This window comes from Pseudoxanthomonas sp. PXM03 (assembly GCF_014852005.1).
Classification (GTDB): Bacteria; Pseudomonadota; Gammaproteobacteria; order Xanthomonadales; family Xanthomonadaceae; genus Pseudoxanthomonas_A.
On the sequence record NZ_JACVAU010000001.1, the window covers coordinates 1,510,011 to 1,528,571 of the forward strand.

General features: G+C 67.1%; 21 protein-coding genes. 13 read left to right on the top strand and 8 right to left on the bottom strand.

All coding sequences use genetic code 11. The annotated features are described in order from the left end of the window. The first annotated feature begins 27 nt into the window (after positions 1-27). From IB223_RS07055 to IB223_RS07065, 3 genes are all read left to right on the top strand, one after another. Positions 28-459, top strand: coding sequence for a hypothetical protein (locus IB223_RS07055; protein WP_192200887.1), 432 nt, complete (start codon positions 28-30; stop codon positions 457-459). 251 nt (positions 460-710) lie between these two features. Next, complete coding sequence (locus IB223_RS07060) at positions 711-908, top strand: VOC family protein (protein WP_192200888.1); 198 nt, start codon at positions 711-713, stop codon at positions 906-908. A gap of 589 nt (positions 909-1,497) precedes the next feature. After that, positions 1,498-1,941 (top strand): phage tail protein, encoded by a 444-nt coding sequence (locus tag IB223_RS07065; protein WP_192200889.1) that lies wholly within the window; start codon positions 1,498-1,500, stop codon positions 1,939-1,941. Between the two features lie 3 nt (positions 1,942-1,944). Here the strand turns inward: IB223_RS07065 and IB223_RS07070 are convergent, their stop codons facing one another. The 6 genes from IB223_RS07070 to gluQRS form a co-directional block, all read right to left on the bottom strand. Next, positions 1,945-2,160, bottom strand: a complete 216-nt coding sequence (locus IB223_RS07070) for a hypothetical protein (protein WP_192200890.1) — start codon at positions 2,158-2,160, stop codon at positions 1,945-1,947. A gap of 43 nt (positions 2,161-2,203) precedes the next feature. After that, positions 2,204-2,374, bottom strand: coding sequence for a hypothetical protein (locus IB223_RS07075; RefSeq protein WP_192200891.1), 171 nt, complete (start codon positions 2,372-2,374; stop codon positions 2,204-2,206). A 68-nt stretch (positions 2,375-2,442) separates the two neighbouring features. Continuing rightward, positions 2,443-3,183, bottom strand: coding sequence for an acetoacetyl-CoA reductase (gene phbB / locus IB223_RS07080; RefSeq protein WP_192200892.1), 741 nt, complete (start codon positions 3,181-3,183; stop codon positions 2,443-2,445). A 75-nt stretch (positions 3,184-3,258) separates the two neighbouring features. Then, complete coding sequence (gene phaR / locus IB223_RS07085; protein ID WP_142125167.1) at positions 3,259-3,762, bottom strand: polyhydroxyalkanoate synthesis repressor PhaR; 504 nt, start codon at positions 3,760-3,762, stop codon at positions 3,259-3,261. Between the two features lie 183 nt (positions 3,763-3,945). Continuing rightward, a complete protein-coding gene (phbB, locus tag IB223_RS07090; protein ID WP_192200893.1) occupies positions 3,946-4,686 on the bottom strand; it encodes an acetoacetyl-CoA reductase in 741 nt (246 codons plus the stop codon). 45 nt (positions 4,687-4,731) lie between these two features. Next, on the bottom strand, positions 4,732-5,652 hold the full coding sequence (gene gluQRS / locus IB223_RS07095; protein ID WP_192200894.1) for a tRNA glutamyl-Q(34) synthetase GluQRS: 921 nt from the start codon (positions 5,650-5,652) through the stop codon (positions 4,732-4,734). A gap of 121 nt (positions 5,653-5,773) precedes the next feature. Here gluQRS and htpX point away from each other — a divergent pair, with 121 nt between their 5' ends. Further along, entirely contained in the window at positions 5,774-6,655 is an 882-nt protein-coding gene (htpX, locus tag IB223_RS07100) for a protease HtpX (RefSeq protein WP_192200895.1), read from the top strand. Positions 6,656-6,974: 319 nt separating this feature from the next. Here htpX and IB223_RS07105 read toward each other — a convergent pair whose 3' ends face one another. Together IB223_RS07105 and epmB are read right to left on the bottom strand one after the other, a co-directional pair. Next, a complete protein-coding gene (locus IB223_RS07105; protein ID WP_192200896.1) occupies positions 6,975-9,050 on the bottom strand; it encodes an EAL domain-containing protein in 2,076 nt (691 codons plus the stop codon). A 97-nt stretch (positions 9,051-9,147) separates the two neighbouring features. Beyond that, positions 9,148-10,167 (bottom strand): EF-P beta-lysylation protein EpmB, encoded by a 1,020-nt coding sequence (gene epmB, locus IB223_RS07110; protein WP_192200897.1) that lies wholly within the window; start codon positions 10,165-10,167, stop codon positions 9,148-9,150. 101 nt (positions 10,168-10,268) lie between these two features. Here epmB and efp point away from each other — a divergent pair, with 101 nt between their 5' ends. The 9 genes from efp (at position 10,269) to IB223_RS07155 (ending at position 18,506) form a co-directional block, all read left to right on the top strand. After that, the gene (gene efp / locus IB223_RS07115; protein WP_192200898.1) at positions 10,269-10,835 is read left to right on the top strand and encodes an elongation factor P; all 567 of its coding nucleotides are present in this window, start codon (positions 10,269-10,271) and stop codon (positions 10,833-10,835) included. Beyond that, the gene (locus tag IB223_RS07120; RefSeq protein WP_142125174.1) at positions 10,835-11,044 is read left to right on the top strand and encodes a hypothetical protein; all 210 of its coding nucleotides are present in this window, start codon (positions 10,835-10,837) and stop codon (positions 11,042-11,044) included. Before efp ends, IB223_RS07120 begins: the two co-directional genes overlap by 1 nt. Positions 11,045-11,055: 11 nt before the next feature. Further along, positions 11,056-12,396, top strand: a complete 1,341-nt coding sequence (locus tag IB223_RS07125) for a TRZ/ATZ family hydrolase (protein ID WP_192200899.1) — start codon at positions 11,056-11,058, stop codon at positions 12,394-12,396. A 149-nt stretch (positions 12,397-12,545) separates the two neighbouring features. Then, positions 12,546-13,265, top strand: a complete 720-nt coding sequence (ubiG, locus tag IB223_RS07130; protein WP_192200900.1) for a bifunctional 2-polyprenyl-6-hydroxyphenol methylase/3-demethylubiquinol 3-O-methyltransferase UbiG — start codon at positions 12,546-12,548, stop codon at positions 13,263-13,265. Then, positions 13,262-13,957 (top strand): phosphoglycolate phosphatase, encoded by a 696-nt coding sequence (locus IB223_RS07135; protein ID WP_343227151.1) that lies wholly within the window; start codon positions 13,262-13,264, stop codon positions 13,955-13,957. The genes ubiG and IB223_RS07135 overlap by 4 nt, the downstream gene beginning before the upstream one ends. Before the next feature lie 125 nt (positions 13,958-14,082). Then, positions 14,083-14,790, top strand: a complete 708-nt coding sequence (locus IB223_RS19020; RefSeq protein ID WP_192200902.1) for a phytoene/squalene synthase family protein — start codon at positions 14,083-14,085, stop codon at positions 14,788-14,790. A gap of 107 nt (positions 14,791-14,897) precedes the next feature. After that, complete coding sequence (gene folE2 / locus IB223_RS07145; protein ID WP_192200903.1) at positions 14,898-15,836, top strand: GTP cyclohydrolase FolE2; 939 nt, start codon at positions 14,898-14,900, stop codon at positions 15,834-15,836. Between the two features lie 87 nt (positions 15,837-15,923). Continuing rightward, entirely contained in the window at positions 15,924-17,594 is a 1,671-nt protein-coding gene (locus IB223_RS07150) for a diguanylate cyclase (RefSeq protein ID WP_192200904.1), read from the top strand. After that, complete coding sequence (locus tag IB223_RS07155; RefSeq protein WP_192200905.1) at positions 17,595-18,506, top strand: hypothetical protein; 912 nt, start codon at positions 17,595-17,597, stop codon at positions 18,504-18,506. It abuts the gene before it with no gap. Positions 18,507-18,561 lie beyond the last annotated feature (55 nt).

Below are 18,561 nucleotides of genomic sequence, written 5' to 3' on the forward strand. Positions count from 1 at the left end.
TCGAATCGCGGGGTATCGGAATTGACGATGCGATTGACCCCGCGCGGCACCGCCGAGTGGGAATGTGCGCTGATGTTCGTGGGCGAGGATTGGAACGGCGGCCATGGCTCCCCTTTCACGGGGACCGTGGACGGCTTCATCCTGATCACAACGGCACTTGAGGCATTGCATCGCCATCTGGAGTCCTGGCTCGGTGGCTCCTTGGATGAACTCGTTTCATCATGCCTGGACGCATCGTTCGAGCTTGCGGGACCCGGGCAGATGCTTGGTTTCCGGTTCGGGCCCATCCAAGAGGTGATCGCCGAGTGCGGCAAGCCTGTGGTCAGCATCGGGTTTTCCATCGGCGCACTATCGGGCAAGTTCCACATCGTCACCGACCCCTCGTGTCTTGCCTTGTTCGCCGAAGGCCTCGGACATGCTCTGAACGGCGACGAACACCAGCGTCGTAGGATGGGTTGAGCCGAAGGCGATACCCATCGCTTGCGGAATCATGGTTCACCATGATGGGTATCGCCTTCGGCTCAACCCATCCTACTCAGAGCGGGCTCCATGCCTCGCATCATCTCCATGCAACCCGTCCGCCATCTGCCGCAGGCGATCGCGTTCTACGAGAAGCTGAGCTTCGCCGTCGAAGGCCGCCGCGACGACTGGGGCTGGGCGAGCCTGTGCTGAGGTGATTGCCGGGTGATGTTGGACCAGTCGATATCGACGTGAACCCGGATACGCCGCCCAACGCGGTGCTTCTCTACTCCGGCGACATCGACGCCTTCCATGCGCAGGCGCGTGCGAACGGCTTGGACATCCCCGACCGGGGCACCCCGTTCTACGGCACGCGCGAGTTCCGCATCGACGATCCGGACGGCAACCGGCTGTGGATCGGGCAGGTGGGCGCGGCCGACGGCGCCTGAGCCCGGAGCGCGAGCGCGCGGAGGTGGCACGCGAGGCCCCGAAACCTGCGCGCAACCCCTCGAGGCTTGCGCGCAGGCGTGCCGATGCCACGCATGAACGCGCCACGTTCGTGCGCACGCCACCCGCACCTCGCGTGCAGGTCTCGATGCCTTGCGAAATCGCATTTCCGATCGCCGCCGCAAGGCGCCGAGGCTCGCGCGCGGGACGGTCCGGGTCGCACGCCGGGGTCGTTCGCCCCACGGGTCTCACATTTAGCCTTGTCCACGGCCTCCCGAGGCTTGGGTGCCGAGTCCCGGCGCCTGGCGCGCAAGCCTCCGGGTGTCGCGGATGAACGTTCCGGGTTCATGCGTCACGTTCGCACGCGTGCGCGCAAGCCGCCGGGCCGTGCGCGGCGGCGGGCGATGCCTGCCTGCGTGGGGGAATGGCCTGGGGTGGGCTTCGAGCGGTGAACGTCCGGATACCGGCATCGGCAAGCGGTCTCCGGCGGCCTGCCGCTGACCGCTGGCGGCACGTCCGCACGTTGCCCAAGGGAGCGGCGCCGGTTCCTGTCCGGTGGCCGGCATTCCTCTCACCCTGGGAACCCCCGCCATGCCCAACGTACGTGATCGCCCCTATCCCGGAATGAACTTCCTCGTCGACCTCGGCACCGGTGACGACGGTCCCGGCAGTGGCGTGGCCGAGGTGGTGTTCCCCGATGCGCGGCTGCAGCTCAACGAGTACCGCAGCGGGAACGACAAGACCGGCGAATCGATGAAGCTGTCCACGCTGACGCGCTACGACGATCTCGTGCTGCGTCGTGGCGTGACCGGTTCGTTGTCGTGGTATCAGTGGTGGGACGAAGCGCGCAACGGCGGCGACGCGCGGCGCGATATCAGCGTGACGCTGCTGGACGAGCAGGGCAACCCGGTGCTGCGCTGGCGCTTCCTGCGTGCGCGCCCTGCGGCCTACCGTACCTCGCCGATGGATGCGACCGTGGCGGATACGTTGTTCGAGACGCTGGAGATCGCGTTCGACCGCTTCGAGATGGAGTAGCGGTCAGTCCGTCGTATCGCGTGGAGGCTCGCGCAGGTATTCCAGCACGAAGCCGATGAGCAGGCCCAGCAGCGCACAGCCCGCGGCCATCGCGGCGGACGAAGGCTGCTTGCCGGTCAGGTGGTACAGGCCCGCGCCGGCGCCGATCCCGAGCAGGAGGGGAACCAGCAGGCGGGGCTTTGCCCACGCCTCACCCAGCAACCACGCGATCAGTTCCACGGACGGCTCCCGACGAGCGACGCCGGGAGCATGGCCCGGTTGCTCAGAGCTTGGCAAACAACGTGGAGACCACCAGCAGCGCGAACCCGGCGACTACCAGCCAGAACGCATGCGGGGCCAGCACCGGCACGTAGCCGAACTTCGCGGCGATGCCGCCGGTGCCCAGCAGCAGGGCGATCAGCCAGACGCCGAAGGTGGGAGGGGTCAGTTTCATGCGGGATTCCTTGTCGAAAGTGCGTGTTGATTCGCAGGGAGCGGGAAGACGGGGACGCGGCTTCCTGTTCAGAAGCTCATGAACAGGCCGCCGTTGACGGGCAGGTTGGCGCCGGTGATGTAGCCGGCATCGTCGGCGGTGAGGAAGGCGACCGCGCGCGCGATGTCGTCCGGCTGGCCGATGCGGCCCACCGGCACCGCGGCGACGGTGCGGTCGCGGACGTCATCGGGCATCGCCCTGGTCATCGGCGTTTCCACGTAACCGGGCGAGACGCTGTTGACGGTGACGCCCTTGCGCGCCACTTCGCGCGCGAGCGACATCGAGAAGCCGTGCAGGCCGGCCTTCGCCGCCGCGTAGTTCACCTGGCCAAAGTTGCCGGTCTGGCCGCTGACCGAACTGATGTTGACGATGCGTCCGAACCCACGCGCCTGCATGCCGTCCACGGCATGGCGGCAGAGGTTGAACACGCTGTCCAGGTTCACCCCGATCACGGCGTCCCACTGCGCCTTGTCCATCTTGCGCAAGGTGGCGTCGCGGGTGATGCCGGCATTGTTGACCAGGATGTCGAGTGCACCGTGGCGGGCTTCGACATCGCGCACGAGTGCGGCGCAGGCATCGAAGTCGGCCACGTCGACGGTGGCGGTTTCGACATCGAGCCCGGCGGTCTGCGCGTGGAAACGGTCGAGCTGTTCGCCGGAGGCGGGCAGGTCGGCGGCGACCACTCTGCGGCCGGTGCGCGCCAATGCCTGGCAGATCGCCAGGCCCAGTCCCCCCAGGCCGCCGGTTACCACGGCGATGCGTTGCGTCATGCGGAATCCCTGTGTCGCGAGGTCAAAAAAAGGCCCGCGCAACGGGGCGCGGGCCGGGTTTCACTACGGAGTGGTTCAGCGCGCGCGCGTCTTCGGCGTTTCGCGCGGCGGATCCTTCGGCTTGACCGTGGTCGGGCGGCCCATGCCGCCGCTGAGGTTGCGCTGGAACTCCTGCCACAACTCCATGTTGCGCTCGGTCAGCTGGTTCATCATGGTCCACGGCGTCTGGCCCAGCATGCTGCCCATCTGGCTTCGGAACTGCTGCTGCTGTTCCATGAACAACTGCATGCTGCGCTCCAGGTAGTTACCCATGAAGCCCTGCAGCGAATCGCCGTAGAACCGGATGATCTGGCTGAGCAGCTGGGTGGACAGTACCGGTTCGCCGTCCTGTTCCTGCTCGCTGATGATCTGCAGCAGCACGGTGCGGGTCAGGTCGTCGCCGCTCTTGGCGTCGCGGACTTCGAAATCCTCGCCATCGACGATCAGCTGGCGCACGTCCTCGATGGTGATGTAGCTGGAGATCTCGGTGTCGTACAGACGGCGGTTGGGGTACTTCTTGATGATGCGGATCGCAGCCATTGAGCATTCACTCTAAACGCGTATGAGTCAGCATGACGCAGCGCAGCAGCCCTTGCAACAGGCCACAAGGCAGGGAGCCCCTGTTCAGCCAAGGAAAAAATGCTGCGCAGCATGCGGTGGATGGGATGCGCGGCGCAGGCCGCGTGGAGCGGGCAGGGCGGCGCCGATGGCACCGCCCAAACCTCACCAGCCCATGTGGTGGCCGCCGTTGATGTCCAGGTTGGAGCCGGTGATCCAGCTGGCCTGTTCGTCCACCAGGAAGGCCACCGCGTAGGCGATTTCCTCGGGCTTACCGAGGCGGCCGGTGGGAATGTCGGCGGCGATCTTCGCGCGGACTTCCTCCGGTACGGCCATCACCATGTCGGTGGCCACGTAGCCGGGCGACACCGTGTTGACGGTGATGCCGAGCTTGGCGTTCTCGCGCGCCAGCGAAATGGTGAAGCCGTGCATGCCGGCCTTGGCGGCGGCGTAATTGGCCTGGCCGTACTGGCCCTTCAGGCCGTTGATCGAGCTGATCTGGATGATGCGGCCCCACTTGCGGTCGCGCATGCCCTCGATCACCGGGCGGGTGACGTTGAACACCGAGTTGAGGTTGGTGTTGATGACATCGCCCCACTGCGACGAGGACATCTTGTGGAAGGTGCCGTCGCGGGTGATGCCGGCGTTGTTGATCAGCACTTCGACCGGGCCGAGCGTCTGTTCGAGCTCCTTCACCATCGCCTGTGCTTCGTCGGGCGAGGTCACGTCGCCCTTGACCAGCGTCATCTCGTAGCCATCGGCCTTCATCTGCGCCTGCCAGGCGAGGGCCTTTTCTTCATTGCGGTAATTGGTGGCGACCTTGTGGCCCATGTCCGCCAGCTTCTTGCAGATGGCGGTACCGATACCTCCGGTGCCGCCGGTGACCAGGACGACGCGCGATGTCATGTGGGGAATCTCCTTGTACCGCCGCAAGCCGACGGCCACCCGATTCTAGACAGCGCCCGCGACAGGCTTGTTGTGCGATGCAGCGAAGGTCATGCAGGTCACTTTCGGCAGGCGTTCGGGGCGGAATCCGCGGCTGGCGGCCTGCATCGCGCCGGTGATGTTGCCGATGCCCGCCAGCGTCTCCACCGGCTGGCCCAGCGCCTGCCAGGCGGCCAGCAACGCGGGCAGCGGGTCGTCATCGTCGATGGGCAACGACGCCATCGACTTGGACAGCTTCTGTCCCTGCGCATCGACGATCAGCGGCAGGTGCAGGTAGTGCGGCGTGGGCAGACCCAGCGCGCGTTGCAACAGGATCTGGCGCGGGGTGGAGTCCAGCAGGTCCGCCCCGCGCACGATGTCGGTGATGCCCTGGTCGGCGTCATCCACGACCACGGCCAACTGATAGGCCCAGAAGCCATCGGCGCGGCGCAGGACGACATCGCCGACCTCGCGGTCGACCGCCTGCTGCACCGTGCCCTGCAAGCCGTCTTCGAACGCGACATGGGCGCCATCGGGCACCCGCAACCTCACGGCCGGCATGCGATGGGCGTCGTTCGCCATGCAGGCGCGATGGATGCCACCCGCGTCGGCCAGCGCGCTCCGGCTGCAGTGGCATTCGAAGGCCAGGCCCTCTGCGACCAGGCGCGACAGGGCCTGGGCATACAGGTCGTGACGCGTGCTTTGCCAGACCACGGGCGCATCGGATGCCATGCCGAACGCGGCCAGCGTGTCCAGTTGCGCCTGCGCGGCACCGGCCACTTCACGCGGCGGATCGAGGTCTTCCACGCGTACCAGCCACTCGCCGCCATGGTGGCGGGCCAGCAGCCAGCTGCCCAGCGCAGCCACCAGCGAACCGAAGTGGAGGCGGCCGGTGGGCGAAGGCGCGAAGCGCCCGCGGTACACGGGGGAGGGATCGGTCGTGGTCATTCGTCGGAAGAGGGAGGAAAACTGAACCGCACAGTCAGCAAGCCGCTTGAATTCGCGGGGCGGCAGCCACAATTCTGCGACGTTAGCGTCTGTCTGTGCACGTCCCCCGGAGATACAAACCTTGTTCACGCGTGTTGCATTGTTCCTGGCCACCAACCTGGCCGTGCTGGTGCTGGCGGGCTTCGTGATGTCCCTGCTGGGCGTCAATCCCAACCAGATGGGCGGCCTGCTGGTGATGGCGGCCGTGTTCGGCTTCGGTGGTTCGCTGATCTCGCTGCTCACCTCGAAGTGGATGGCCAAGCGCGCGACCGGCGCGCAGGTGATCGAACAGCCGCGCAACGACCTGGAGCGCTGGCTGGTGGCCACCGTGAAGCGCCAGGCGCAGGCCGCCGGCATCGGGATGCCGGAAGTCGCGGTCTATGACGCACCGGAAATCAACGCCTTCGCCACCGGTGCCAACCGCAACAATGCGCTGGTGGCGGTGTCCACGGGGCTGCTGCGTTCGATGAACCAGGACGAAGCCGAAGCGGTGCTGGGCCACGAGATCTCCCACGTCGCCAACGGCGACATGGTGACCATGGCGCTGCTGCAGGGCGTGTTGAACACCTTCGTCATCGTGCTGGCCCGCGTGGTGGGGGGCATCGTCGATGGCTTCCTGTCGGGCAACCGCGAGGGCGGTGGACGCGGCTTCGGCTACTACATCATCGTGATGGTGCTGGAAGTGGTGTTCGGCCTGTTCGCGACGATGATCGCGATGTGGTTCTCGCGCCGCCGCGAATTCCGTGCGGACCATGGTGGCGCCACGCTGGCCGGCCGCCAGAAGATGATCGCTGCGCTGGAGCGCCTGGGTCGGCAGCACAGTCCCAGCACGCTGCCGGCGCAGGTGGAGGCCTTCGGCATCGCCGGTGGCATCGGCCAGGGCATGAAGAAGCTGTTCCTCAGCCACCCGCCGCTGGAGCAGCGCATCGCCGCCCTGCGCGCGCAGCAGGGCACGATGGCCTGAGCGACCAGGGAGTGAACCTTAAAAAAAACCCGCCTTCTGGCGGGTTTTTTTTGCTTGCTTCTTCCTGCACGGTAGGGAGAGCAACTGACTTGATTCAGGCGCAGCAGGAGGAGGAAGTTTTCCGCGGACATCCAGTATTCGATCAACCTGCGGTCGCTGCGCTTCGGAAAGATCGGCGCCAAGTGCGCCCCTCATCCGCCCTTCGGGCACCTTCTCCCCGCAGGCGGGGAGAAGGATACAAGCGCGTCGGTTTCTTCAAGGCACACGCACGGCGAGGCAGTCCCCCTCTCCCCACTTGCGGGGAGAGGGAGTCGCCATGTCAGTTGAAGTCGTAATTCATCGCGGGGCCGGGTGCTGCGAGGAAGTTGCCTTCCACGTAGTCCAGGCTGGCGGTGAACAGGAAGGCCATGGTGGCGGCGTCCTGCACGTGTTCCGCCACCGTCAGGATGCCCAGCGCCTGTGCGCGCTCGGCGATCTCGCGGATCTTCTGCTGGTGCTCGGTGTTCTTGCCCAGGTCTTCGCTGAAGACGCGGTCGATCTTGAGGAAGGTCGGCTGGAAGTGCGACAGCAACTGGAACGAATCCAGGCCCGCGCCGAAATGTTCCAGGCCCACCTGGCAGCCCAGCTTGGCCGCCGCCGACTGGAACGCCTGCGCCTGGCGGAGGTGGGTGAAGACCTTGGCCTCGGGCGTCTGCAGCCACAGCCGGCTGCCGGGCACGTCATGTGCGGCTAGTTCCCGGGCGATGAGGTCGAGCAGGCGGTTGTCGGCGAAGGAGGCCGGGCTGACCTTCACCACCAGGCGGGTGTCGTGGCCGGCACGCTTGCGCTCGGCCAGCACCTCGATGGCACGGTGCACCACCCAGCGGTCGATGGCATCGAGCAGGCCGTTGTCCTCGGCGATCCCGATGAAGGATTGCGGGAGCACGGTTTCGCCATTGGACTCCAGGCGCAGCAGCGCCTCGTAGACTTCGCCGGGTTCGCCCTGCAGGCTCACCACCGGTTGGAAGTGCAGGCGGAAACTGCCGTCTTGCAGGGCTTCCTGCAGGCGCTTGATCCAGTTCTGCACGCGCTCTTCCTCGGCACGGTCCACGGCGCCGGGGTCGAAGATCTCGAAGCGGTTGCCGCCCAGGTTGGTGGCGGTCTGCAGGCAGTCGGTGGCACGCGTGAGCACCTGGCCGATGCTGGCGATCTTCTCGCCGATCTGCACGCCGCCGATGCTGGCGGTGACCGAGGCCGAACGCTCGCCCACGTTGAACACGTGCGAGGCGTACGAAGCACGCAGCTTGTCGGCCAGCGCGGCGGAGTGGGCGTGGTTGCCCCGCAGCAGCACGGCGAAGGTGCGCTCGCCGAAGCGTGCGGCGGTGCACTGGTCGTCGAGCTTTTCCGCCAGGCGCGCCGCGAGCGCGGCTGCGAGGTCGTCGGCCGAATCGATGCCGATGTCCTGCAGCAGGCGCTGGTAATGGTCCGGTTCGATCAGCAGCAGCGCGTACTGGTCTTCGCCGCGGGCCACCTGGGCCACGGCATTCTCCAGCTCGCGCAGGAAGGTGGGGCGGTTCATCAGGCCGGTGACCATGTCGCGCTGGCGCAGGTCTTCGACTTCACGCGCCAGTTCCGGGTCGAACTCCTCGCGACGGCGGAACACCACCTGCACGCAGGGCTCGCTCTCGTAGGTGGCGGTGGCGAACTCCAGCGTGGCCGGGAAACTGTCGCCATCGATGCTGCGCGCCTCCAGTTCGAAGCGGGCCGGCGGCGGTTCGCCCTTGCTGAGTTTCTTCAGCAGGGCCTTGAAGTCGTTGACGTACTGCGGGGCCACCAGGTCCAGCAGCGACAGGCCTTCGACATCCTCGAAGGACTCGAAGCCGAACATTTCAAGGTAGGCGTCGTTGGCCCGGATGTGCATCCCTTCGTGGATGTAGGCGATCGGGTCGCGCGAGGACGAGATCAGTGCGTCGCAGCGGCGCTCGGTCTCGCGCATCTGGCCTTCGAGCCGGCGCTGCGAACGGCGTGCGTCCAGGTCGGCCCATTCGCGGCGCAGCACTGTCAGCACGTGTTCCGGGCGCCCGCGCAGCGCGATCGCGCGCGCGCCGGCGGCCTGGTCGGCCAGCAACTCGGCTTCGCTGATCGCGTCGGCCAGCACGATGACCGGGATGTCCTTGCCGCTGGCATCCACCTGGCCCAGCACGGTGGCCAGCGGGATGCCCTTGGCCGTGCGCGAGGCCAGCAGCAGGTCCATGGGTTGTGCCGTCACCATCTGGCCCAGTTCCGCTGCGTCGAGCGGTCGCAGGGGGCGCACGGCGATGCCGCCGTTGCGCAGCGTGGAGACGATGGCTTCCGCGTCCTCCGCGCTGTCGTCCACCAGGGTCAGTCGTAGCGTGGTGTCTTTGCCGATCTGCATGCAGCGTGTCCGCGAGGGGTGCGCGTTTAATACCTGAACGCGGCAGGTGAGTCCAATGCAGGCGTCGCAGATGCGGACATGGCCTGCCGTCGGTGGGTCACAGCGGGCGCTTGCCGGTATCGCCAGCGACTTCCCGTACCAGCCTCGGCACCAGGTACCCGGACAGCCGGGCGGCCAGTGCCGCATGCAGCGTCTTTGCCCGCGCGTCGTCGACCTCGAAATGCGCCGCGCCGGCCACCCGGTCCAGCTGGTGCAGGTAGTAGGGCAGCACGCCCGCCGCGAAGCCGCGCTCGCTGAGGTCCGCCAACGCCTCGACATCGTCATTCACGCCACGCAGCAGAACCGCCTGGTTCAGCAAGTGCACACCGGCGCCGCGCAGGCGCCCGAGTGCCGCGTCGACGCTGTCGTCGAACTCGTTGGCATGGTTGGCATGGATGACCAGGGTCACTGGCCACGGCAGGCCGGCCAGCCAAGCCAGCAGGCCATCTTCGATGCGTTCGGGCAGCACCACCGGCAGACGGCTGTGGATGCGCAGGCGGCGCAGGTGGGGAATCTCCGCCAGCACGTCCGTGAGCTCGGCCAGCTTGGCGTTCGACAGCGACAACGGGTCGCCGCCGGACAGCAGTACTTCTTCCACGCCCGTGTCGGCGCGGATCAGCGCCACGGCTTCCCGCCACCCTTCGCGTGCCGCGGTCTCGTCCGAATAAGGGAAGTGGCGGCGGAAGCAGTACCGGCAATTGATCGCACAACTGCCGGTCGCCACGAGCAGCGCCCTTCCGCGGTACTTCTGGATCACGCCGGTTCCCGTCCTGGCCGCGCCATCGCCCACCGCATCCAGGCCATAGCCGGTGGCCGGACGCATTTCGGCGTCCAGCGGCAGCACTTGGCGCAGCAGCGGGTCGTGCGGATCGCCATGGCGCATGCGGGCCACGAAACCGCGCGGCACGCGCAGCGGGAACTGCGCGGCCGCCTCGTCCGAGACGCGTCCGGCCAGCGCGTCCAACCCCAGCGACGACAGCAGCTCGCGCGGGTCGCGCACGGCATCGCGCCAGGCCTGTTGCCAGCGGGGTGCGGGCCTCGGGACGGGCTGTCGGGGTTCGGGGGCTGCGGTTATCATGTCGGGTCAGAAAACAAGCACCCGCCGGGTCCGGCGGGTCTCCCATTCTATCCGGCCGGCCGCCTTGCGCGGCGGGTACGCCTTACTCCAGGAGCACATGCATGGCCAGTTACGGCATGAACGACGTCAAGAACGGGATGAAGATCCTGATCAACAACGAACCGGCGATCATCAACGACACGGAGTACGTCAAGCCGGGCAAGGGCCAGGCGTTCACCCGTGTGAAGTACCGCCTGATCAAGAGCGGCCGCGTGCAGGAAATCACCATGAAGAGCACCGACTCGGTGGAAGCGGCCGACGTGGTGGATACCGACATGCAGTACCTGTACTCCGACGGCGAGTACTGGCACTTCATGCAGCAGGAAACCTTCGAGCAGGTGCAGGCCGACAAGGCCGGCATGGGCGGCGCCGAAAAGTGGCTGAAGGGTGAGGAAGACTGCGTGGTGACCCTGTGGAACGGCAACCCGATCCAGGTGACCCCGCCGAATTTCGTCGAACTGCAGATCACCGAGACCGACCCGGGCGTGAAGGGCGATACCGCCGGTACGGGCGGCAAGCCGGCCACGCTGGAAACCGGTGCCGTCGTGCGCGTGCCGCTGTTCGTCGGACAGGAAGAGATCATCAAGGTCGATACCCGTACCGGTGAATACGTCAGCCGCGTGAAGTGATGGAACAGCTGGCGCTTTACCTGGGCGTCTGGGCCGTCGGCGTGCTGATCGCCGCGCTGGGCGTGATGCTCTGCTGGAATGTGACCCTGCCGCGGCTGTTCCCCAGCGTGCCGCGGCTGAACTACGGGCGCGCGTTGGCGTTGATGCTGCTGTGCTGGCTGCTGTTCGGCGCCGGCGCCATCGGCTTGACCTACACGCTGGGATTCTGAGCCGAGGCCCCATGAGCGACCGCACCCCCGAAGCCTGCGACCTGTTGATCGAAGCCGGCTTCGTGGTGCCGGTCGTCCCGCACGGGGTCGTGCTGGAAGACCACGCGGTCGCCGTCACCGCCGGCCGCATCGTCGCGATCCTCCCGCTCGCCGAAGCGCGCACGCGCTTCGCGCCGCGCGAGACGGTAGCGCGCCCTGACGCTGCGTTGATCCCGGGCATGGTCAATGCGCACACGCACAACCCGATGACGCTGTTGCGCGGCGTCGCCGACGACCTGCCGCTGAAGGTCTGGCTGCAGCAGCACATCTGGCCCATCGAGGCTGCAGTGATCGGTCCGGACTTCGTTGCCGACGGCATCACCCTGGCGATCGCCGAGATGCTCCGCGGCGGCACGACCTGCGTCAACGAGAACTACTTCTTCCCCGATGTCCAGGCCGCGACGTACAAGCGCCATGGCTTCCGCGCCCGCGTCGGATTGCCGGTGATCGATTTCCCCACGGCATGGGCGGCATCCGACGACGAGTACTTCGAGAAGGCCGGCGAAGTGCACGACCAGTGGCGGGACGATGCGCTGATCGCGACCGCGTTCGCCCCGCATGCGCCGTACACCGTGAACGACGCCAACTTCGAGCGCGTGCGGATGCTGTCCGACCAGCTCGACGTGCCCGTGCACCTGCACCTGCACGAGACCGCACAGGAAGTGGAGCAGTCGCTGGAGAAGCACGGACAGCGCCCGATCGCGCGGCTGGACCGGCTGGGGCTGGTCAACGACCGCCTGATCGCCATTCACATGACCCAGCTCACCGAGGCGGAGATCCACCTCTGTGCCGAGCGTGGCGTCAGTGTCGTGCACTGCCCGGAATCCAATCTCAAGCTCGCCTCCGGTTTCTGCCCGGCCTGCGCCTTGGAGCGTGCAGGCGTGACCTTGGCGGTCGGCACCGACGGTTGCGCCAGCAACAACGATCTGGACATGTTCAGTGAGACCCGCACGGCGGCCCTGCTGGCCAAGGCGGTGGCGCAGGATGCCGCGGCACTGGACGCGTTCAGTGCATTGCGCGCGGCCACGCTGGGGGGAGCGAAGGCGATCGGGTTCGACGACCGCATCGGCTCGATCGAACCGGGCAAGGAGGCCGACCTGGTCTGCGTGGATCTGTCCGCGCTGGAGACGCAGCCGCTGCACCACGTGGTGTCGCAGCTGATCTATGCCACCGGCCGCCAGCAGGTCAGCGATGTGTGGATCGCCGGCAAGGCGAAGCTGCGGCAGCGCGTGCTGGTCGAGATGGGCATCGACGGCGTCATCGCCAATGCGCGCCAGTGGCGCGAACGGATCGCCGGTATCCGGCTGTCTTGACAGCGTCATCCCAGCGAACGCTGGGATCCATGTGGACGTTGTGTTTGCCGTTCCCGATGCTGCTCCAGGCAAGAGCAAGATGGGTCCCAGCGTTCGCTGGGACGACGGAATTGGCGCCTCGCGGGGTCAGCCCGCTCTACAATGGCGGCATGACAACCACGACTTCGCCCCTCGACGACAATTTCAGCCAGGCCGAACTCGACAAGTTCGGCGCGCTGGCCAACCGCTGGTGGGACCCCGATGGTCCGCAGAAGGCGCTGCACGCCCTGAACCCGGTCCGCCTGCAGTACGTGCGTGACCGTGCGCGCCTGCCGGGCGCCACCGCACTGGATGTCGGCTGTGGCGGGGGATTGCTGAGCGAAGCGCTGGCGCGCGAGGGCGCGCATGTCACCGCGATCGACCTGGCACCCGAGCTGGTGAAGGTGGGACGCCTGCACAAGCTGGAATCGGGCGTGCAGGTGGACTATCAGCTGCGTTCCGTCGAATCGCTGGCCGAAGAGCGTCCCGGCAGTTTCGACGTGATCACCTGTATGGAAATGCTGGAGCACGTGCCGGATCCGGCTTCCATCATCCGCGCCTGCAACACGCTGCTGAAGCCCGGCGGACACCTGTTCCTGTCCACGCTGAACCGCACGCCGGCCGCCTTCGCATTGGCGATCGTCGGCGCCGAGTACATCGCACGGCTGCTGCCGAAGGGCACGCATCACTACAAGGAATTCATCCGCCCGGCAGAACTGGCACGCTGGTTGCGCGATGCGGGCTTCCAGCTGCAGGACGTCACCGGCCTGGCCTATGAACCATGGAGACAGCGCGCACGGCTGACCTCGCGCACCGACGTGAACTACCTCGCCAGTGCGGTGAAGCCGTGACGGCGCGGGGATTCCCGCGCGCCGCGCTGTTCGACCTGGACGGCACGCTGCTGGACAGCGCGCCGGACATGCTGGCCACCGCGAACCGGATGCGCGCATCGCGCGGTGTCGATGCGATGACACTGGATACCCTGCGGCCGCACGTATCCAAGGGTGCGCGCGCGATGTTGGCCGCTGCCTTCCCCGCCATGGAGCAGGGTCCGCGCGAGGCGCTGGTGCCTGAATTCCTGGCGATCTACCAGGAAGAGCTCGGTCGCCACAGTCTCCTCTTCGATGGTGTCGCCGACATGCTTGGAGCGCTGGAGCAGGCCGGCAGCGTGTGGGGCATCGTGACCAACAAACCCGAATACCTGGCCCGCGACATCCTGCCGCAGCTGGGCTGGGAGACGCGGTGTGCCGTGCTGATCGGAGGCGACACGCTGGCGGAAAAGAAGCCGCATCCCCTGCCTTTGCAGGTAGCCACCGAGCGCATCGGCATCGCCATCGCCGACTGCGTGTACGTGGGCGACGACGAGCGCGACATCCAGTCGGCGCGTGCCGCCGGCATGCCGTCCATCGCGGCGTTGTGGGGTTACCGGCAGGCGCACGAAGAGCCTGCGCTGTGGCTGGCGGACGTGATGGTCGAATGGCCTGTGGCGCTGGTCGAACCGTCGGCATGGCCCACTGAGCGGCTTGTTGCAGGAGCGACGTAAGTCGCGACCGCACGGCTGCCGTTCTCGGTAACTTCACCGGCATACAAGAAACGTGTTGCGTTCAGTCGCCAGCGGGTACCGGCATGACGGTCGCGACTTACGTCGCTTCTACAAGGTTTGATCGCATGTCCGACTCCGCCGCCCTCGACAGCTTTCTCGACAAATGGCGTGCACGTTGGCCCGAGTGGTCGGTGGCCGAGGTGTTCGTCGCGCCCGCGCGACGCGACATCGCGGTGGCATGGTTCGCGCTGCTGCAGGAGTTCGAGGACGCCCTGAACATCACCGGCGATCCGCTGCCGGCAGATGCCAAGCTGGCGTGGTGGGGCGAGGAACTGCGTGGCTGGGCAGGACGGCGCTCACGCCATCCGCTCGGCCGGCGCCTCGAACCCGTGCGCGCCGACTGGGCAAGGCTCGCGGAGGCGCTGCCCACGTTGGCGGAGGCGCGCGCGCAACCGCTGGACCGGAATGCGGGTCTTGCCGCGCTGTCGCGCTACGGCGATGCGGTTTCGGCCGTGGAAGCCAGGGTGCTGGGCCGCGCGCCCACTTCACGCAGCATCGTCGCGCAGGCGCTCGCGATGCGATTGGCGGAGGCGGGCACGGCGGGCATTCCCATGGAGCTCAGGCAGGGCGGAAACGACGCTCATGCGGCGCGCGCTTGGGCGGACTGGCTGCTGGGGCAATGGGCCCTGCGCGAGGGCGCGCGCGAACGCCGCCTGGTATCGGCCTTCGCGCACGGACGCCTGCGCCGGCTTGCACAGCGGAGCGAACCTGGCGCGCTGCCATCGCGCGCCTCGCTCCTGTTCACAGGCTGGCGCGCCGCGCGCGGCGACTGAAGAGCACGCATATCGTTGCGATAGGGGCAGGAAACGGTCGTAACGGACTGTTTCATCTAGGGATTCAGGGCAAGGGGTACAATGCGCGGCATCCACTCCCCCCGTGCATGACGATGTCTTCCTCGCTTCCCCAGGCGCCCCGCGCCGACCTTCCCGATGTTGCTCACCAGCGCGTGCCACTGGGCCGTCCGCTGGACTGGGTGGGCATGGAGAACATCGCATTGCCGGTCCGCATCGCGGACGGTCAGGGTGGACAGCTGCAGGTGGCCGCCAGCATCGACCTGTCGGTGAACCTGGCCAACGCGGATGCGCGCGGTATCCACATGTCGCGCCTCTACCTGCAGCTGCAGGACGGACTGGCGCGTGAAGCGATCACGCCTGCGGGCCTGCGGCATCTGCTGCAGGACAGCGTGGCGTCGCAGGCCGGCCTGGCAACCAGCGCCCGCCTGAAGATCCGTTACGAAGCACTGCTGCAGCGGAAGGCGCTGGAAAGCGACTATGCCGGCTGGAAGCGCTACCCGGTCGAAATCGAAGCCACGCTGGCCGACGACCATCTGGTGCTGGCGTTGTCGTTTGCCGTCGAGTATTCCAGCACCTGTCCGGCTTCGGCGGCGCTGTCGCGGCAGGCCAACGCGGAGCGTTTCGCGGGAGATTTCGCCGCTGCGCATCCGTTGTCGGTCAATGTGGTGCACGACTGGCTGGCCTCCGAGCGCGGCCTGGCCGCCACGCCGCATGCACAGCGCAGCCGGGCCAGCATGCGGGTGGAATTGCGCCCGCAGTTCGACGAGCTGCCCCTTGTCGCCCTGATCGACGCCATCGAAGCCGCGCTCGGCACCCCGGTGCAGACCGCAGTCAAGCGCGTGGACGAGCAGGCCTTTGCACGCCTCAATGCCGAGAACCTCATGTTCTGCGAAGACGCCGCGCGTCGCGTGGCGTCGGTGCTGTCGGGTGACGCCCGCATTGCCCGCTACGATGCCACCGTGGCGCACTACGAGAGTCTGCACCCGCACGATGCGGTGGCCCGCGTGAGCGGCAGCAACGACTGAGGCCGCCAGTCGGCAAGGCCGGCACCACTTCACATTTATGCCCTGATCCGCGCTAAGCTCGGGCGCTAACCGCTCGGCGGAATGGATATGGGGAATCCACGGCGCCTGGCCAGAGACTGGTTGCTCTGGTTCTGCCTGATCGGGTGGGCGATGCCCGCCACCGCGCAAACGCTTTCGCTGGCCCGGCTCGACGCCGATCCGCCGGCGCGTGATGTCGTGTCCGGCAAAGTGGATGCGCAGTTTGCCGCCGGCACCCGCGATGGCGTGATCTTCGAATCCCAGACATCGCCCCGTTGGTGGCGCGTCGTCAGCCCCGTGGACGTGGATGCAGGCCTGCAACCGCACCTGGTGGTGCGCGCGCCGTACCAGAATCGGATCGAACTCTGGACCAGTGACGGCCCGCCGGTCGTACGCGCGTTGTTCGGCGCGGACGCCGACCTCGCGTTCTCGGCGCGTGCGCTGGCGTTCCCGTTGCCGGAAGGTGTCCGGGCCGGCCAGCCCCTCTACCTGCGGGTGATCTCGGTGGGCGGCACGCCGATGCCGCTGTCGATCCAGTCCTTGCGTGATGTCCATCGACAGGACCTGGAACACGTGGCATGGCGGGCGATGGTCCTGGGCGCGATGTGCGTACTCTCGGTGCTGGCGTTGGGGTTCTGCATCGGGCTGGGGGAGCGCAGCTACGGATTCCTCGCGCTGACTCTGCTTTCGCAGGCATTGTTCCTCGCGCTCGCGGGCGGCGAACTGCGCAGCATCGAGGTATTCGGTCATGCGTTGGGTGCGGACCCGCGGATGTCCCGTATAGCCGGCATGCTGTCGGTGATCGCCAGCAATACCTTCCTCGCCTTCTATCTGGATCTGGCGCATTGGAGCCCCGTTCTCGCGCGCGTGCTGCGCGCATGCAACGTGTTGCTGGGCGGCCTGATGCTCGCTTCCCTGGCGAGTACCAGCCTGCTGGTTCCCCGCGCGGGCAATCTCATATTGCTGGTGGCGACCGCCTGCGTACTGCTGGCCTGCGTCCGGGGTGCGTTGCGCAACGAGCGCCCGGCGTTCTTCCTGCTGCTGTCATGGCTCCCGATGATCTCGCTTACCGCCGCGCGCGTGGGCGAACTGCTCGGCTGGTGGGTGGGGCCCGCCTGGCTGATACATGCATTCCCGCTCGGCTTCGCGCTGGCCGGTCTGGTACTGACGGTCGGCCTGGCCGACAAGATGCAGCAGTTGCGCCGCGACCGCGACCGCGCCAGTCGCATCGCCGCCGTGGACATGCTGACGGGCGTACTGTCGCGCACCGCGATCATCGAGCAACTGCAGCGCGAAGTGGAGCTCGCACACGTGCGTGGCACGCCGCTGTCGGTGGTGTTCTTCGATATCGACCACTTCAAGCGGATCAACGACGAGCACGGCCACCCGGTGGGCGACCAGAGTCTGCGGCTCGTGGCCACCCGTACCCGCGGGAAGTTGCGCAAGCACGATTTCCTCGGGCGCTACGGCGGCGATGAAATGCTGGTGATCCTGCCCGGCACCTCACTTGATGACGCGCTGACCGTGGCCGAACACCTGCGCGAAGCAGTGAACAACCGGCCGTTGACCATCGATGGTCGCGTGATCGATACCAGCCTCAGCCTGGGCGTGGCGCAGTTGGGCGTTGGCGAAACCTTTGAACGCCTGCTGGAGCGCGTGGACACGGCGCTGTACTCCAGCAAGTCCGCAGGCCGTGATCGCGTGACAGGCGACCTTTCCCCGCAACCCGGAGATGCTTGAGTGAACGAAGCCGCCGCCGTACGTTTCCCCGTGGAGCAACTGCAGATCGGCGATCTGCTGCTGATGCTGGGCAAGAGCCAGCTGTCCAAGCTGATCGCGTGGTTCGGGGACAGTCCGTACAGCCATGTGTCGCTCGTATCGGACAACGGCCTGCTGATCGAGGGCATCCGTCCGGCGGTCCAGGAAAGTCCATTGGCTGCCCGGTTGTCGCCCGGGGGGCCGGTGGTCTTCGTCGACGCCTATCGGTCCTTGGCTGCCGATGGCACGCCGTTGAGCGCGGATGATCGCGCGGCGGTGCTCCGCCATGCGCGCTCGCTGATTGGCACGACGTTCGCGCAGGACGACCTGGTGACGATCGGTTTGCTGGTTGCGCTGCGAGGCAAGCCGCGGCACCTGCCGGTCTGGTTGCGCTGGCTCATCCGGGAGGCCACCGAGCATGCGATTCGCGCCGATTCCGGCAGGATGCTGTGCAGCGAGTTCGCGTACCGGGCCTTTGCCGACTGCGATGCGCTGCCGGCGGGCCGCCTCGCACGCCCCATCATGCCTGGCGAGTCCAGCGACCTGCCGTTCCCCGATGTCGACTATGGGAAGCTGCAGGAAGAAGTACGGGAAATGCTCAAGCGCAAGCACAAGACGCTGGAGCAGAATGCGGTCGGCGTCGAGACTGTCGTCGGGGCGTTGCCGGTCTGGGATACGGTCGATGCATTGGAACTGGACGATCCGGCGTTGGATGCATCCATCGCCGCCCTGCGTTCGCAACTGGGCTTGACGCATGCCGGCGCGGACACGTTCAAGGCGTCTGACGCGCTGCTTGAGGCCGCCTGGCCCGATGTCGGCCGGCCGAATCCCAAGCTGGTCCGCCCGCGTGATCTGGCGGACAGTCCCGCCAGTCGTTTCCTCGGTCGACTCTAGCTGCCTCGCGCGAGGACCAGCAGGGGATCGAGGCGGATGTCGAACCGCGCCCCCT

Excerpts from the sequence above, each read along its gene's own strand:
- IB223_RS07055 (WP_192200887.1), top strand. The coding sequence starts at position 28 with ATGCGATTGACCCCGCGCGGCACCGCCGAGTGGGAATGTGCGCTGATG.
- IB223_RS07065 (WP_192200889.1), top strand. The coding sequence starts at position 1,498 with ATGCCCAACGTACGTGATCGCCCCTATCCCGGAATGAACTTCCTCGTC.
- IB223_RS07075 (WP_192200891.1), bottom strand. The coding sequence starts at position 2,374 with ATGAAACTGACCCCTCCCACCTTCGGCGTCTGGCTGATCGCCCTGCTG.
- phbB (WP_192200892.1), bottom strand. The coding sequence starts at position 3,183 with ATGACGCAACGCATCGCCGTGGTAACCGGCGGCCTGGGGGGACTGGGC.
- phaR (WP_142125167.1), bottom strand. The coding sequence starts at position 3,762 with ATGGCTGCGATCCGCATCATCAAGAAGTACCCCAACCGCCGTCTGTAC.
- phbB (WP_192200893.1), bottom strand. The coding sequence starts at position 4,686 with ATGACATCGCGCGTCGTCCTGGTCACCGGCGGCACCGGAGGTATCGGT.
- gluQRS (WP_192200894.1), bottom strand. The coding sequence starts at position 5,652 with ATGACCACGACCGATCCCTCCCCCGTGTACCGCGGGCGCTTCGCGCCT.
- IB223_RS07105 (WP_192200896.1), bottom strand. The coding sequence starts at position 9,050 with ATGCAGATCGGCAAAGACACCACGCTACGACTGACCCTGGTGGACGAC.
- epmB (WP_192200897.1), bottom strand. The coding sequence starts at position 10,167 with ATGATAACCGCAGCCCCCGAACCCCGACAGCCCGTCCCGAGGCCCGCA.
- efp (WP_192200898.1), top strand. The coding sequence starts at position 10,269 with ATGGCCAGTTACGGCATGAACGACGTCAAGAACGGGATGAAGATCCTG.
- IB223_RS07120 (WP_142125174.1), top strand. The coding sequence starts at position 10,835 with ATGGAACAGCTGGCGCTTTACCTGGGCGTCTGGGCCGTCGGCGTGCTG.
- IB223_RS07125 (WP_192200899.1), top strand. The coding sequence starts at position 11,056 with ATGAGCGACCGCACCCCCGAAGCCTGCGACCTGTTGATCGAAGCCGGC.
- ubiG (WP_192200900.1), top strand. The coding sequence starts at position 12,546 with ATGACAACCACGACTTCGCCCCTCGACGACAATTTCAGCCAGGCCGAA.
- IB223_RS19020 (WP_192200902.1), top strand. The coding sequence starts at position 14,083 with ATGTCCGACTCCGCCGCCCTCGACAGCTTTCTCGACAAATGGCGTGCA.
- folE2 (WP_192200903.1), top strand. The coding sequence starts at position 14,898 with ATGACGATGTCTTCCTCGCTTCCCCAGGCGCCCCGCGCCGACCTTCCC.
- IB223_RS07150 (WP_192200904.1), top strand. The coding sequence starts at position 15,924 with ATGGGGAATCCACGGCGCCTGGCCAGAGACTGGTTGCTCTGGTTCTGC.